This is a genomic window from Nocardia sp. NPDC059764, assembly GCF_042732555.1.
GTDB lineage: Bacteria > Actinomycetota > Actinomycetes > Mycobacteriales > Mycobacteriaceae > Nocardia.
In genome coordinates, this window is sequence record NZ_JBHWHH010000214.1 from 1 (window position 1) to 11,234 (window position 11,234).

Annotated in this window: 12 protein-coding genes; 10 read left to right on the plus strand and 2 right to left on the minus strand. The window is 69.1% G+C overall.

From position 1 onward, the window contains the following. Positions 1–34: 34 nt before the first annotated feature. Positions 35–310, minus strand: a complete 276-nt coding sequence (locus ACFV4K_RS31375; RefSeq protein ID WP_379279809.1) for a hypothetical protein — start codon at positions 308–310, stop codon at positions 35–37. A gap of 164 nt (positions 311–474) precedes the next feature. Between ACFV4K_RS31375 and ACFV4K_RS31380 the strand changes: the two genes are divergently transcribed. The 10 genes from ACFV4K_RS31380 to ACFV4K_RS31425 all read left to right on the plus strand — a co-directional run bounded on the left by ACFV4K_RS31380 (position 475) and on the right by ACFV4K_RS31425 (position 10,497). Beyond that, complete coding sequence (locus ACFV4K_RS31380; protein WP_379279811.1) at positions 475–1,122, plus strand: dTMP kinase; 648 nt, start codon at positions 475–477, stop codon at positions 1,120–1,122. A 78-nt stretch (positions 1,123–1,200) separates the two neighbouring features. Continuing rightward, complete coding sequence (gene mtrA / locus ACFV4K_RS31385) at positions 1,201–1,878, plus strand: MtrAB system response regulator MtrA (RefSeq protein WP_033090495.1); 678 nt, start codon at positions 1,201–1,203, stop codon at positions 1,876–1,878. Between the two features lie 44 nt (positions 1,879–1,922). After that, positions 1,923–3,926 carry an MtrAB system histidine kinase MtrB gene (gene mtrB, locus ACFV4K_RS31390; protein ID WP_379279821.1) on the plus strand — a complete coding sequence of 668 codons (2,004 nt, stop codon included), beginning with the start codon at positions 1,923–1,925 and terminating at the stop codon, positions 3,924–3,926. Beyond that, positions 3,923–5,722, plus strand: coding sequence for an MtrAB system accessory lipoprotein LpqB (lpqB, locus tag ACFV4K_RS31395; protein ID WP_379279812.1), 1,800 nt, complete (start codon positions 3,923–3,925; stop codon positions 5,720–5,722). The genes mtrB and lpqB overlap by 4 nt, the downstream gene beginning before the upstream one ends. Before the next feature lie 15 nt (positions 5,723–5,737). After that, positions 5,738–6,382 (plus strand): ComF family protein, encoded by a 645-nt coding sequence (locus tag ACFV4K_RS31400; protein WP_379279813.1) that lies wholly within the window; start codon positions 5,738–5,740, stop codon positions 6,380–6,382. 233 nt (positions 6,383–6,615) lie between these two features. Beyond that, positions 6,616–7,281, plus strand: coding sequence for a ribosome hibernation-promoting factor, HPF/YfiA family (hpf, locus tag ACFV4K_RS31405; protein ID WP_379279822.1), 666 nt, complete (start codon positions 6,616–6,618; stop codon positions 7,279–7,281). A 113-nt stretch (positions 7,282–7,394) separates the two neighbouring features. After that, the gene (locus tag ACFV4K_RS31410) at positions 7,395–8,687 is read left to right on the plus strand and encodes an acetyl-CoA C-acyltransferase (protein ID WP_379279814.1); all 1,293 of its coding nucleotides are present in this window, start codon (positions 7,395–7,397) and stop codon (positions 8,685–8,687) included. Between the two features lie 221 nt (positions 8,688–8,908). Further along, a complete protein-coding gene (locus tag ACFV4K_RS31415; RefSeq protein WP_379279816.1) occupies positions 8,909–9,334 on the plus strand; it encodes a hypothetical protein in 426 nt (141 codons plus the stop codon). 64 nt (positions 9,335–9,398) lie between these two features. Then, positions 9,399–9,767 carry a hypothetical protein gene (locus ACFV4K_RS31420; RefSeq protein WP_379279818.1) on the plus strand — a complete coding sequence of 123 codons (369 nt, stop codon included), beginning with the start codon at positions 9,399–9,401 and terminating at the stop codon, positions 9,765–9,767. Positions 9,768–9,789: 22 nt separating this feature from the next. Continuing rightward, entirely contained in the window at positions 9,790–10,497 is a 708-nt protein-coding gene (locus tag ACFV4K_RS31425) for a hypothetical protein (RefSeq protein ID WP_379279819.1), read from the plus strand. Positions 10,498–10,507: 10 nt separating this feature from the next. Here ACFV4K_RS31425 and bluB read toward each other — a convergent pair whose 3' ends face one another. Further along, positions 10,508–11,140 carry a 5,6-dimethylbenzimidazole synthase gene (gene bluB, locus ACFV4K_RS31430; RefSeq protein WP_379279824.1) on the minus strand — a complete coding sequence of 211 codons (633 nt, stop codon included), beginning with the start codon at positions 11,138–11,140 and terminating at the stop codon, positions 10,508–10,510. Positions 11,141–11,234 lie beyond the last annotated feature (94 nt).

Here is an 11,234-nt window from a genome sequence, read left to right on the forward strand (position 1 = left end):
CGTTGGGGCGGCGGCACAGGGGGGCGTGCTGGTCCTACTTGAGGCAGTAGTCGACGACCGGGATCCAGGTGCCGCCGGTGATGGTGCAGAGGCCGGCGCTGAGGAGTTGGCTGACGCTGGAGCCGGTGCCGAGGACGTTGCTCGAGCCGCCGGAGGAGGAGAGGGAGGAGGCCGAGCCGGAGTCGGCGACCTGGGTGGCCGCGTCCGGGGTGGCGGGGTCGAGGGTGAGAGGGGCCGCGTTCGCGGTGCCGCCCAGGGAGAAGGCGGCGGTGGAGATGGCGACGGCGGCCAAGGTGAGGCGTGTCTTCATCAGGGGGTGCGCTCCTTGCAGGGGGAGTGGTGGCTAGAACCTACAAGGGTTGAATCGTGAACGTTTCGGATTCGTCCATATTGTTCCGGCGATCGCGGATCGGGCTTGCCGGACAAACGGGAACCTGCCGTTACCTGGCGGCGGAGGTTGGGTAGTCTCGGCCCATGGGTGTACTGGTTCCGATGGAAGGGCTCGACGGCGCGGGGAAACGCACGCTCACCGAGGCCGTCGTCGCGGATCTGCGCGCCCGCGGGCTGCGCGTCGCGACGCTGGCCTTCCCGCGGTACGGGGTCTCGGTGCACGCCGATCTGGCGGCCGAGGCGCTGCGCGGCGGCCATGGAGATACCGCGCAGTCTGTGAACGCCATGGCGCTGCTGTTCGCCCTCGACCGGGCCGACGCGCGCGACCAGCTCTCGAAACTGCTGGCGGACAACGACATCGTGCTACTGGACCGCTACGTCGCCTCCAATGCCGCCTATTCCGCCGCGCGGATGGAGCAGGACGCGCGCGGTGAAATCGTGGACTGGATCGCCGCATTGGAGTTCGAACGATTCGGACTGCCGGCCCCGGATGTCCAGATTCTCCTGGATGTTCCGGTCGACGTGGCCGAGGAGCGCGCCCGCCTGCGCGGCGCGGCCGACGCCGCGCGCGCATTGGACGCGTACGAGAAAGACGGTGGACTGCAGCGTCGCACCGGTAGGGTCTACCGTGAGCTGGCCGAAATCAGCTGGCGTGGACCGTGGTGGGTGCATCGAACCGGAGACGATCCGGCAACACTCGCCGCGCGCCTCGCGGAAATTGTTGCTGGATAGGGTTGGATGCCCGCCGACAGGTCACGAGTGTTGGCGTGGCGGCCGAATCAGAGCCGGAGAGGTGACAAACTAGACGTTATGAAGCCGAAGATTCTGGTCGTCGACGACGATATGGCTCTCGCGGAGATGCTCACGATCGTCTTGCGCGGTGAGGGTTTCGACCCCCACGTCGTCGGAGACGGCACGCAGGCGCTGACCGCGGTCCGGGAGCTGCGCCCGGACCTCGTGTTGCTGGATCTCATGCTGCCCGGCATGAACGGCATCGACGTATGCCGGGTGTTGCGAGCCGACTCGGGTGTGCCCATCGTGATGCTGACGGCGAAGACCGACACGGTCGACGTCGTCCTGGGTTTGGAAAGCGGTGCTGACGACTACATCGTCAAGCCGTTCAAACCGAAGGAACTCGTGGCCCGGGTGCGGGCGCGCTTGCGTCGCACCGAGGAGGAGCCGCAGGAACTGCTGTCGATCGCCGACATCGTCATCGATGTGCCCGCGCACAAGGTGACTCGAGGCGGCGCGCAGATCTCGCTGACTCCCCTGGAGTTCGATCTGCTGGTGGCGCTGGCCCGCAAGCCGCGCCAGGTGTTCACCCGCGAGGTGCTGTTGGAACAGGTCTGGGGATATCGGCACGCCGCCGACACCCGCCTGGTCAATGTGCACGTGCAGCGGTTGCGCGCCAAGGTGGAGAAGGACCCGGAGAACCCTGAGATCGTATTGACCGTTCGAGGTGTGGGCTACAAGGCCGGACCGCCGTGATCGATGGCTCCAGAAACCGCGTGCAGCGGTGGCTGGCGGTAGTGATGGCCTGGTTCCGCAATCTGGGCGAGCAACTGGGCCATGTGTGGCGGCGTTCGCTCCAGTTGCGGGTCGTCGTGTCCACCCTCACCCTGTCGCTGATCGTCATCACGATTCTGGGCGTCGTGCTCACGAGTCAGATCACCGACCGGTTGTTGGACGCGAAGATCAACGCGGCCGTCGAGGAGATGGGTCGCGCCCGCAACACCGTTCAGAATCAACTGACCGGTGTGCACGACTCGGGCACCCAGCAGAGTCGACTCGACGATGCCCGCCGCGCGCTGTTCTCCAGCGCCGGCGGGACCCAGACCGGCGGCGCCGCAGGCAGTTACGAGGCCGCCCTGGCGATGACGGGAGACAGCGGACAGGAGCTCACCTCCGGCTCGATCCAGGAGATCCCCACCGAGCTGCGGCAATTCGTCAAGCAGCGGCAGGTCTCCTACCAGTTCTCCACGGTCTCCAGCCCGGACGGGTACAAAGGTTCGGCGCTGATCATCGGCAGTCCGTCGGCCGATATCGACTCGCTGGAGATCTATCTGATCTTCCCGCTCACCAATGAGCAACGCAGCCTGTCGCTCATGCGCGGCACCATGCTCATCGGCGGCATCGTGCTGCTGGTCCTGCTGGCCGCCATCACCGCGCTGGTGACCCGGCAGGTGGTGCTGCCCATCCGATCCGCGGCCCGCATCGCGAGCCGATTCGCGGACGGGCGCCTCAAGGAACGCATGCTGGTGCGCGGTGAGGACGACATGGCCAGGCTGGCCATGTCGTTCAACGAGATGGCCGAGAGTCTGTCCAACCAGATCACCCAACTCGAGGAGTTCGGAAATCTGCAGCGCCGCTTCACCTCCGACGTCAGCCACGAACTGCGCACGCCGTTGACCACGGTGCGCATGGCGGCCGACCTCATCCACGGATCCAGCGACGACCTGGACCCGGCGCTGGCGCGCTCCGCCGAACTGCTGGTCAACGAACTCGACCGGTTCGAGGGCCTGCTCAACGACCTGCTCGAGATCAGCCGCCACGACGCGGGTGTGGCCGAGCTGCAGGTGGAATCGCTCGACGTGCGCATGTGCGCGCGGGCCGCGGTCTCCACGGTGCGGCACCTGGCCCGCGAATCCGGCGTGGAACTCGTGGTCGACATGCCCGAGGAACCCCTTGTCGCCGAGGTGGATCCGCGCCGCGTCGAGCGGGTGCTGCGCAACCTGCTCGCCAATGCCATCGACCACAGCGAGGGCAAACCCGTCCTCATGCGCATGCGCGGCGACGTGGACGCCAATGCCGTCGCCATCGTGGTGCGCGACCAGGGCGTGGGCCTGCGCCCGGGCGAGGAGAAGCTGGTGTTCAACCGCTTCTGGCGCTCGGACCCCTCCCGCATGCGCCGCTCCGGCGGCACCGGCCTGGGCCTGTCCATCAGCGTGGAGGACGCCAACCTGCACGAGGGCAAGCTCGAGGCGTGGGGCGAGCTCGGCGTGGGCGCCAGCTTCCGGCTCACCCTGCCGCTGGTCCGCGGCCGCAAACTGGGCACGAGCCCACTCCCGCTGGAGCCGCCCAAGATCCGCGGCGCGTTCTCACCCGAACAACTGGCTCTGGATATCGCGGGCTCCGACGCCCCGGCGGGCTCGGACACCGCGTCCGGCGACGCCGCCGCGGGCCCCGACGCGGTCCCGGGGGGCCTGCTCGGCCTGGCCGCGCTCGAATCCGTGCCCACCGCAATCGAATCGGACGCCGACGGCCGCGACGCCGACACGGTGGAACCGGGATTCGACGCCATCGCCCCGGAATTCCCGGCCGCCACCGGGATCGACGACACCACCGCCGACCACGGCGACGTGACCGCCGCCGACCTGGCCGACGCCGCCGACCTGGCCGTCCGCGAGGGCTTCGAGCCCGAGCCCCCCGACAACGGCACCGCCGGAACACCTCCCGGCGGCGCCGATGGAACCGGTTCCGGGCGTGACGCTTCCGGGGGCTCCGCACCGGCCGAGCCGGGTGACGGCCAATCATGAGGCGGCCGGCGAGGGCCCTGTTCCGGGCTCTGGCGGCCCTCGGCTGCCTGATCGCGGTGAGCTCCTGTGCGAGCCTGCCGGATTCGTCGGCGCCGCAGGCGCTGGGCAGCCTGGACCGCCAGCCCACCAGCACCGCGCTCAACCCGCCGGTGGCCGGGCGTGAGCCCGAACAGCTGCTGCTGGACTACCTGCAGGCCACCGCGGACCCGGCGAACCGGCATCAGCTGGCGCGCCAATTCCTTTCGCCCGCGGCCAATGTGCAATGGGACGACGGGGCCGGGATCACCATCGTGGACTCGCAGCCGAACACCTTGCGCGAGTCCCGCACGGGCGATTCGGCCACCTATGTGATCCGGGCGCGCAAGATCGGCGAGCTGGCCGCGGACGGCTCCTACCGGGCCGCCGACGGCACGCTGGAGACCAAGATCGACATGGAGAAGATCGGCGGCGAGTGGCGGATCAAGGATCTGCCCTCGGGCGTCATCGTCGAGCAGGCCGCGTTCGCCAAGTTCTACCACCGGTATTCGCTGTTCTTCCCGAATCTGGCCGGGGCCGGGATGGTGCCGGACCTGCGCTGGATCTCCGCGCGCAAGGACCAGGTGGCGCAGCGGCTGCTCAGCATGCTCAGCGAGGGACCGCAGTCGGCGCTGGCCCCGGCCGTGCACAATCCGATGGGCGCGCCCGTGTCGCAGCGCGGCCCGGTCACCAAGGCCAATGGCGATCCCGACAGCGTCGGGGTCGGGGGCGGCGGGGTGGCCGTCGACTTCTCCGGCGCGGCCGCGCTCGACCCGGCCAACCGGGACCTGCTGGCCACCCAGGTGGTGCTCACCCTGTCCGGGGCCGACGTGCTGGGCCCGTACCTGATCAACGCCGACGGCAAACCGCTGGTCGAGAAGTACTCGGCGGGCTGGCAGCGCGCCGATGTGGAGGCCCGCGGTCCGGATGTGATCGCCCGTAACCGGACCGGTCTGCACGCGGTCCGTGACGGTTCGCTGGTGGCGGTCAACGGCAGCGGCATCACGCCCGCCCCCGGCTTCTTCGGCAGCACCCACGCGCTGCAGTCGGTGGGGCTCTCACCGGACGGGACGCTGGTCGCCGCGGTGGCCCGCTCCGGCCGTCCGGACCCCGAACCCGAGCGCACCCTGATCGTCGGAACCTATGACGGGCAGGGCTTTCCGGTCGCCGCCGGCGGCACCTTCACCCGGCCCACCTGGCCCGCCGACGGCAGTTCGGCCTGGTCGGTGGTGGACGGGGACCGGGTGATCCGGGCCGTGCACGACCGCAGCACCGGCAATGTGTCGGTGCAGGACGTCGACATCGCCGACCTGATGGCGGCGGCGATCAACTCGACCTCGCCGCGCACCCCCATCACCGAACTGCGCATCTCCCCGTCCGGGGCGCGGGCGGCGATCATCGCCAACGGCAAGGTGTACGTGGCGGTGGTGGTCCCGAAGCCGAACGGGAAGTTCGCGCTGTCCTCGCCGCTGCCGCTGGCCATCGGACTGTCCACCCCCGCGGTGTCCATCGACTGGCTCACCGACGAGCGGGTCATCGTGGCCCGCGACGGCACGGTGGACCCGGTGGCCGGGGTGCTGGTGGACGGTTCCGAGTACCGGGCCCAGTCCTCGCAGAACCTCACCCCGCCGGTGCGGGTGGTGAGCGCCTCCCCGGATCAGGAGTACGTGGCCGATTCGCGCGCGGTGCTGGAACTGACCCGCAATCCCGAAGGGCGCGAGGACTACTGGCGCGAAGTTCCGGGTCTGGGGGCAAACGCGGTTCCGGTGCTGCCCGGCTAGGCGCACACTGGGGGCATGGGGGAACTGCTGGATCTGATCCTGCCGCGCGCCTGCGGCGGGTGCGGGCGTGCCGGTACCTGGTGGTGCGCCGACTGCGCCGCCGCGTTGTCCGGCCCGCCCATCCGGATCCGACCGCGCGCCGATCCCGGGGTGCCGTGCTGGGCGCTGGCCGCCTACTCGGGTCCGCCGCGACGGGCGGTGCTGGGCGTCAAGGAACAGGGCCGGCGGGCGCTGGCCCGGCCGCTGGGAACCGGATTGGCCAGGGGGCTGGATCATTTGCGGGACGCGTCCCGGCCCCTGGCGCTGGTGCCCGCGCCCAGTCGCGCGGCCGCTGCCCGGCGGCGCGGCGGGGATCCGGTGGTGCGTGCCGCGAGCGTCGCGGCGGGTTGGCTACCGGGTTGCCGCCTGGTGCGCGTGTTGCGCATGGGTCCCGGTGTGCGGGATTCGGTCGGCCTCGGGCACCGCGATCGCCAGCACAATCTGCACGGGCGGATCATGGTAGCCACCACCCAGCCCCCGAGCGCGCTGTTTCCGGCAAATGCCGAGGTAGTGGTGATCGATGACGTGTTGACCACCGGTGTCACGGTGACCGAATCGGTCCGCGCGCTCACCGCCGCGCGGATCGCCGTGCGTGCCGTACTGGTTACCTGCGCTGCTTGATTCTTCGAAATTTGCGTGAACACTGGCGGACAGGTCGCTGGCGCACTAGGTTGGCGATCAGACACCCGAACCGCAAGTTTGGAGGTGGCGCCTCGGACATATGTGCCGATGCGAGTTCCATCGGTCGGCACACGTTTCAATCCCGCCGCACGAGCGGCTTGTGCGGCCAGATCCGGGAGGTACGCGTGACGACTTCTTCACGACTCTCAGCGAAGAATGCAAGCACTACGGTGCTGCTCGATGACGAGCTCATCGACGAATCAGCCAGTCGGGCCACCACGGCGGAGGTCGTGGTCAAGGGCAGGACCCTGGGGGAGGGCGGAGTGCCCGACCATTTCCGAATTCATGTGGCGGACAAGCTGTCTCGGCTCGAGCGCTTCGACCCCACCATTTACCTCTTCGACGTGGAGCTCACCCACGAACGTAACCGTCGTCAACGCAAGAACTGCCAGCGGATAGAGATCACCGCCCGGGGCAAGGGCCCGATCGTGCGGTCCGAGGCCTGCGCGGACAGCTTCTACGCCGCCCTCGAGGGCGCGGTCGAGAAGCTCGAGAGCCGATTGCGTCGGCTCAAGGATCGCCGCCGCGTGCATCACGGGGACAAGACGCCGATCTCGGTCGCGGAGGCGACCGCGGGTCTGGTCGACGAATCGCTGTTCTCCGACAACGGATCCGAGGCCCACGACCATTCGGCTGCGATGGAAGGCGAATCCGCCGGTCCCGGCCATGTCGTGCGCACCAAGCAGCACCCCGCGATACCCATGACGGTCGATGACGCCCTCTATCAGATGGAGCTCGTCGGCCACGATTTCTTCCTGTTCCAGGACAAGGAGACCGACCGACCGTCGGTCGTCTACCGCCGTCACGCCTTCGACTACGGGCTCATCAGGCTCGCGTAGTCGCGGTAAACCAGGGACATCCACTTTTCGACCGGGGTCATGGGACAGGCCCCGGTCGCCTGTTGTCCGGGGCAAGTCTTGCTGTTACGGCGCGTATCAGTTAAAACTGTGCCATGGCTACCAAGGGCGCTCGCCGTGCTGTCATCGTCGCCGGGGCGCGGACCCCGTTCGTGCGGGCATTCACCGACTTCACACGCATGGACTCCATCGACCTGGCCGGCATCGCCGTGCGCGGGCTACTGGAACGCACCGGACTGCCCAAGGGCGACGTCCAGGGCATCGTGTGGGGCGGCGTGGTTCTGCCCAGCGCCGCGCCGAACATCGCCCGCGAGATCGCGCTCGACCTCGAACTCGACCCGGGCTGCGAGGGCTACACGGTGACGCGCGCCTGCGCGTCGGGTCTGCAGGCCGTGGTGTCCGCGGCCGCCGCCATCGAGCGCGGCGAACACGACATCATGATCGCCGGCGGCAGCGACTCCACCAGCAATGCCGAGGTCAAGCTGCCGCAGAAGCTGGTGCACGCCGCCGCGCCGCTGGCGCTGGGCAAACCCAAGGCCAAGGACTACCTCACCGCGGCAACGCAATTGGCCCCGTTCTACGACCTCATGCCGCGCCGCCCGCGGATCGCCGAGCGCACCACCGGCGAGGTCATGGGCGAATCCGCCGAGAAGATGGCCCGCATCCACGGCGTCTCCCGCGGCGCGCAGGACCACTTCGCCGCCACCTCGCACCACCGCGCCGCGGCCGCCATCGAATCCGGCCGTTTCGACCGCGAGGTGCTCTCCGTCAGCACCCCCGACGGCACCGCCGTCACCCGCGACGGCCTGGTCCGCCGCGACACCAGCCTGGCCAAACTCGCCGAACTGGCACCGGTTTTCGCCGAGAACGGCACCGTCACCGCGGGCAACTCCAGCCCCCTCACCGACGGCGCGTCCGCGGTGCTGCTGATGAGCGAGGAGAAGGCCCGCGCCCTCGGCTTCACGCCGCTGGCCGCCTTCCGCTCCTGGAGCTTCGTCAGCGTCGACCCGCGCGACCAGGTCCTCATCGGCCCCGCCATCTCCATGCCGCGTGCCCTCGACCAGGCCGGAATGTCGCTGGGCGACATCGATTTCGTCGACATCCACGAGGCCTTCGCCGCCCAGACCCTGTCCGTGGTCTCCGCCCTGGCCAGCGACGAATGGGCCAAGACCCGCCTCGACCGCGACACCGCCGTCGGCGAGATCGACCCGGCCAAGCTCAATGTCCACGGCGGCTCGGTCTCCCTGGGCCACCCGTTCGGCGCCACCGGCGCGCGCATGGTCACCACCATGGCCAACGAACTCGCCCTGACCGGCAAGTCCACCGCCCTGCTCGGCATCTGCGCCGCCGGCGGCATCGGAGCCTCGGCGGTGCTGGAAGCGGTCTAGCTGACACGCTTCTGTGTCACCAGGGTGAATGCTGGTAGCCAGTGCTCGGGCTACGCGACTGCGCCGCGGCTTCGACATTCGGCGCGGATGCGCCTTCGTGCAGGTGAGACCCCGATCCGCCACGGCGGACCGGGGTTTCCAGCGGGCGGATCGAAAATCGTTGGTGGAGACTCGGCGTCGAATGGGTATCCCTGGGGAAACGAGCTGGGCGGAGGCGGATCATGAACGGCAGGACGATGATCGGCACCGCGGCAGTCCTGCTCGCGGCGGGGATCGCCGGAGCGGGAAACGCTGCGGCGCTGCCACTTCCGGCGACCGGGTCCGAGGGCGGGCAGCCGGTCTCCGATCTGAAGCTGCGGCTGCACGATGCCGGACGACATGTCGGGGAACGGTATTCCGTCTACGGACTGGTGTATTCGGACGCGGCGGTGTGGACGCTCGGGTTCGTGCACGGGGAGCCGACCCGGTACTACACGATCGACGGGGCGCGTGTAGAGCTCACCGGACCGGTCCGGGAGTCGGTCAAGCAGGGTGACGAGTTCACCGGAACCATCACCATCAACGGCAAGAACGACTCGGGCGATCCCGTGGTCGCCTTGGATGACGTGTCCGTCATCGGGCACCACCCCACCGACGCGCTGCGCTGAGTGGGACCCGCCGCGTCACTCGGAATGATTGCAGCGTGAAACACATCCGGTACACAATCGAGGTGTGGGATTCCGGGAGTGGAAGCAGGCGGTATCCAACGGCGACAGTGACCGCGCCATCGCAGCGCGAATGGGCACCAATCAGATGCGGGTGTCCCGGCACCTGAGCGGCGACTCGCCGGTCGCGGAGACGGTCATCGCGTTCTGCCGCACCTATGGTGTGAGTCCGATCGAAGGTTTGATCGCGGCCGGGTTCCTCACCCGCGACGACGTCCTGCGCGCCTCCCTGGTGGAGGCGCTGCGCGAGGCGACCGGCGCGGAACTGGCCGCCGAGGTGACCCGGCGCCTGGCCGATCCCGAACCGGACGCCGCCGAGGACCAGTCCACAACCACACCACGCGAACGGCTCGGGCGCGGATTGCTGGAGGAGTAGCGCGCGGCCGCGGGAGGAACGAATGGAGATCGTCTTCGCGGCCGCCATCGCCGTCACGGCCGCCGTGGCCCTGGCCCGGCTCACCCTGTGGTGCAGCGCGCCCCGCACCCGGTTGCTCACCGTGGCGCCGGCGCTGCTGGCCCTCGGCGCGATCTTCATCGAGCCGCGTCGGCGCGACAATGTCGACTCCTTCGTCGCGACCGGCGGATTCGCGGGCATCATCTCCGATGCGCTGCTGCTGGCGGCGGCCTGCCTGCTGTGCGCGTACGTGGCGCGGGTGTGGGACAACGAGTGGCTGTACCGGGCGGCCCTGACGATCGCTCTCGCCGGAGGGCTGGTGCTGATCGTCGTCTACGCCGTTGCCGAGTACGCCGGATCGCATCGCGGCTACACCGGCGATGTGAACAGCCTCGCAACGGTTTACGGCCTGCTGCTGTCGTTGCTGATGATCGCGGTGAACGTGTCGGTGCTGATCATGGTGGCGCTGGCCCGCCCGGTCGCTCGCGTCCAATTCTGGTTCGCCGCTTCGGCTTCGATCTGGATCGTGCTGGCCGTGCTGCGCGGCGCGGCGATCGCGGATCCTGGTCGATACGCGGATCTGTTCTGGCAGTGGCGAATTCCGCTCGATACCCTCGTGCTGCTGACCGGCTCGGCGATCGGGCTGTCGAACCTGCGGAGCAAGCGCCGGACAGGTGCGGGCGTGGGCTACGCCACCGCCCCGCAGCACTGAGTCGTCGAGGTCAGTCGTCCGCGCGGGGCGTGAACCGCCCCCAGTGGATAGCCGATTCGAGCGGGCGGCGATTGCGCCAGCCGAACCGTTCCAGGTCCGGGACCTGCTGGAACTCGTGGACCGGGCCGACGCAGAGCCAGGCCACCGGCTTCACGCCGGGCGGCAGGTCGAGCAGGTCGGTCAGGAACGGCTCGTCGTAGAAGCTCACCCAGCCCACCCCCACGCCCTCGGCGGTGGCGGCCAGCCACAGGTTCTGGATGGCCAGGATGGTGGAGTAGATGCCGGTCTCGGGCACCGTGGCCCGGCCGAGCACATGGGTGCCGCCGCGAGCCTGATTGTGGGTCACCACGATCCCGGTGCCGCTCTCGACGATGCCCTCGATCTTGATCGGATTGAAGGTCTCGGCGCGGTCGGCGGGCAGCGAGTCGTTGAACTCCTGCCGCTTCTCGGCCACGTGGTCGGCGAACTTGCCGAGCATGCCCGGATCGCGCAGCACCACGAAGTCCCACGGCATGGAATTGCCGACGCTGGGCGCGCGATGGGCCGCCTCGAGGATCCGCAGCAGCGTGGCGTCGTCGACCACCTCGCCGGTGAATTCGGCGCGGACGTCACGACGCAACTTGATGGCGTCGTAGACGCTCAGACATTCGAGGGGGCTGATCGGGCCTTCGGAACACACGCTGTCCAGTGAACCAGGCCGGATCCGCGCCGAACCTGGCAGCCCTCCACAGCGAAAA

Coding starts and splice junctions, on each gene's coding strand:
- ACFV4K_RS31375 (WP_379279809.1), bottom strand. CDS start 310: ATGAAGACACGCCTCACCTTGGCCGCCGTCGCCATCTCCACCGCCGCC.
- ACFV4K_RS31380 (WP_379279811.1), top strand. CDS start 475: ATGGGTGTACTGGTTCCGATGGAAGGGCTCGACGGCGCGGGGAAACGC.
- mtrA (WP_033090495.1), top strand. CDS start 1,201: ATGAAGCCGAAGATTCTGGTCGTCGACGACGATATGGCTCTCGCGGAG.
- mtrB (WP_379279821.1), top strand. CDS start 1,923: ATGGCCTGGTTCCGCAATCTGGGCGAGCAACTGGGCCATGTGTGGCGG.
- lpqB (WP_379279812.1), top strand. CDS start 3,923: ATGAGGCGGCCGGCGAGGGCCCTGTTCCGGGCTCTGGCGGCCCTCGGC.
- ACFV4K_RS31400 (WP_379279813.1), top strand. CDS start 5,738: ATGGGGGAACTGCTGGATCTGATCCTGCCGCGCGCCTGCGGCGGGTGC.
- ACFV4K_RS31410 (WP_379279814.1), top strand. CDS start 7,395: ATGGCTACCAAGGGCGCTCGCCGTGCTGTCATCGTCGCCGGGGCGCGG.
- ACFV4K_RS31415 (WP_379279816.1), top strand. CDS start 8,909: ATGAACGGCAGGACGATGATCGGCACCGCGGCAGTCCTGCTCGCGGCG.
- ACFV4K_RS31425 (WP_379279819.1), top strand. CDS start 9,790: ATGGAGATCGTCTTCGCGGCCGCCATCGCCGTCACGGCCGCCGTGGCC.